The organism is Streptomyces torulosus (assembly GCF_001419765.1).
Taxonomy (GTDB): domain Bacteria; phylum Actinomycetota; class Actinomycetes; order Streptomycetales; family Streptomycetaceae; genus Streptomyces; species Streptomyces torulosus.
Genome location: NZ_LIRK01000944.1, coordinates 1 through 2,834, shown reverse-complemented (window position 1 = coordinate 2,834; position 2,834 = coordinate 1). Strand labels below are relative to the sequence as shown.

The 2,834-nt window shown below is 75.0% G+C and carries 2 protein-coding genes and 1 pseudogene; 1 reads left to right on the top strand and 2 read right to left on the bottom strand.

Going from position 1 to position 2,834, the window contains the following annotated elements; translation table 11 throughout:
* Positions 1-569: pseudogene (locus AOK23_RS42885) on the bottom strand (two-component sensor histidine kinase); the annotation flags it as partial.
* Positions 566-1,231, bottom strand: coding sequence for a response regulator (locus tag AOK23_RS42880; RefSeq protein ID WP_206336446.1), 666 nt, complete (start codon positions 1,229-1,231; stop codon positions 566-568). The pseudogene AOK23_RS42885 and the gene AOK23_RS42880, both read right to left, overlap by 4 nt.
* 188 nt (positions 1,232-1,419) lie before the next feature.
* Here AOK23_RS42880 and AOK23_RS42875 point away from each other — a divergent pair, with 188 nt between their 5' ends.
* Entirely contained in the window at positions 1,420-2,649 is a 1,230-nt protein-coding gene (locus AOK23_RS42875; RefSeq protein ID WP_055717781.1) for a DUF418 domain-containing protein, read from the top strand.
* Positions 2,650-2,834: the final 185 nt, after the last annotated feature.

Genomic DNA, 2,834 nt, shown 5'->3' with positions numbered 1-2,834 from the left:
ACCACGTCGTGCATCTCCCGGGCGAGCTGCGCGCGTTCCCGGGCCAGCACGCCCTGGGCCAGCAGCAGGCGCTCGTGCTCGCGGGCCTCGGAGATCTCGTCGAGCCGCAGCGACAGTTCGCGGCGGGCCTGGACGAGCTGGCCGAGGAAGACGGGGGCGACCCCCGTCGCCACGCTGTAGGTGACCGTGACGAGCGCGGAGGTCTCGTGCGGTTCGAGGAACTCCGGCGAGGGCCACGACCACCAGGTCAGATCACAGGCGGCGTACGCCAGCGCGCACCCGGCCAGCAGGAGCCGGTGCCGGGACAGGGACGCGAGGGTGTACAGCGCGGCCAGCGTGGCGAACACCGCGTCGGAGACCAGGGCGGACGGCAGGGCGAGCAGGAACGTCAGCGAGGGCAGTCGGCGGCGGGCCGGCAGGACGAGGGCGGCGAACAGGGCGCAGACCATGCGCAGCGGCTCGTCCGGCGCGAAGTGGATCCGGACGTCCACCAGTGCCGCCGCCACCAGTACGGCGTCCCACAGCACCGCCGGCGGACGGTACGACCGGACCGCCGGCCACCGCCTCACCCCGCCTCCCCGTCCCGCCGCGCCCGCAGCAGACCGGCGCGCTCGGCGAGCAGGGCCGCCTGGACGCGGTTGCCCACCGCCAGCTTGGCGAGGACGGCGCTGACGTGGTCCTTGACCGTGCCCGTGCTCAGGTTCATCCGGGTCCCGATGCCGGTGTTGGACAGGCCCTCGGCGAGGAGGACGAGCACCGCACGCTCCCGCTCGGTCAGCCCCGCGACGCGGTGGACGGCCTCCTGCCGCGGGCCGCCGTCGAGATAGCCGGCCACGACCGTACGGGTGACCCGGGACGCCAGGACGACCCCGCCGTCCGCCAACATACGTACGAGATGAGGGAGTTGCTCGGGGTCGGTGTCCTTCAGCAGGAACCCGGCCGCCCCCGAGCGCAGCGCGGCCGCCACGTACTCGTCCATGTCGAACGTCGTCAGCATGGCGACGACCGGCGGGTCCGGCAGCCGGCGCAGCTCCGCCAGGACGGTGAGACCGTCCACGTCCGGCATCCGGATGTCGAGCAGCACCACGTCGGGGCACAGCTCCCGCACCACGGCGACCGCCCGGCCGCCGCCGACCGCCGCCACGACCTCGATGTCGTCCGCGGTGCCGAGGATGTGCTCGAACCCCGTACGGAGCAGGGCTTCGTCGTCGACCACCATGACGCGGATCACCTGAGCTCCCCTCACCCCGGGGCCGCCGTCGGAACCCTGTGACGGCGGCTGTCGCCCGCGGGTTCCGTCCGGCAGGGGTGGTGCGGGAGCGCGGCGCGCGGCGGGGGCGGCTCCGGCCGGTCGGCGGGGACGACTCCGGCCGCCCGCCGGATGGGCCGCGGCCCACCCCGCTCCCGACGCTGAGGTCCATGACACCCGACCCGCCACCGCCGTCCCCGCCCGTGCGGGCGGACCGCCCGACCGCCGTCCCCGGCGCCCCGTCACCGACGGGGAGGCTCATCGGCGTCGACCTGGCCCGGGGCCTCGCGGTCCTCGGCATGTACGCCGCCCATGTCGGACCGGACCCCGCCGTGGGCGGCCCCCTCGGCTTCGTCCTGGAACTGGCCCGCGGCCGTTCCTCCGCGCTCTTCGCCCTGCTCGCGGGCTTCTCGCTCGTCCTCATCACCGGCCGCCCGCACCCGAGGACCGGGCGCCCCGGACGGCAGGCCGTGGGCAGGATCGTCATCCGCTCGGCCGTCCTGTTCGCCCTCGGTCTCGCCCTGACCGCCCTGGACACCGACGTCGACGTGATCCTCGCCTTCTACGCCCTGATCTTCCTCGCGGTCCTGCCGCTGTACCGGCTGAGGGCCGTGCCGCTCGCCGTCGTCGCGGCGACGGGCGCGCTGGTGATGCCCCAGGTGCTGTACGCGGTCCGCCGGTCCATCGACGAGGGCACCTGGGCCGACACCGTCATCGCCGTGGACCCGCTGGCCCGGATCGGCGACACGGACGGCGTCGTCGAGCTGCTGTTCACCGGGGAGTACCCGGTGCTCACCTGGATGCCGTTCGTGGTCGCGGGCATGGCGGTGGCCCGGCTCGACCTCGCCCGGACCACGGTCCGCGTCCGCCTCGCCCTCACCGGCGGCGCCCTGGCCGTGCTCGGCCACGGCGGCTCCTGGCTGGCCCTGACCTTCGTACCCCACGCGCGGGCCACCGTCGCCGCCGCGACGGACGGCGACGCGGGCGCCTCGGCCTGGTGGTCCGACACGGTCGGCGAACTCCTCGACCACACCCCGGCGACGTGGCTGCTGGTGGGCGCGCCCCACAGCCAGACGACCTTCTCGATCCTCGGCAACACGGGTGTCGCGCTCGCCGTGCTGGCCGTGTGTCTCGCCGTCACCGACCGGATGCCACGCCTCACCCGCTGGGCCGCCCCGGTGACCGCGGTCGGCACGATCGCCCTGACCGCGTACGTCCTGCACATCCTCGCGATCCGCGTCGTCGGCATGGAGGAGGAGACCGTCCCGGCGCTGATCGCGCTGCTCGCGTTCACGGCGGCGGCCATGCTGTTCGCGACCCTGTGGACCCGGCGCTTCCGCCGCGGCCCGCTGGAACATCTCCTCCACCACGCCACGTTCGTCGCCCGCCACATCAAGTGAGGTGAGGGGAGGGGAGGGACGGTGAGCGGCGCGGGGCTGCCACTGCCGTGTGGCTGCCGACGCCGGGCCCGGGTCGGGTGAGGCCGAGTGTGGGTCAGGTGAGGCCGGGTGGGCAGGTGGCGAGCAGGGGCAGCAGCGGCACCGTCACCGCCAGGGCGGCCATGGCGGGGGACAGGGCCCGGTGG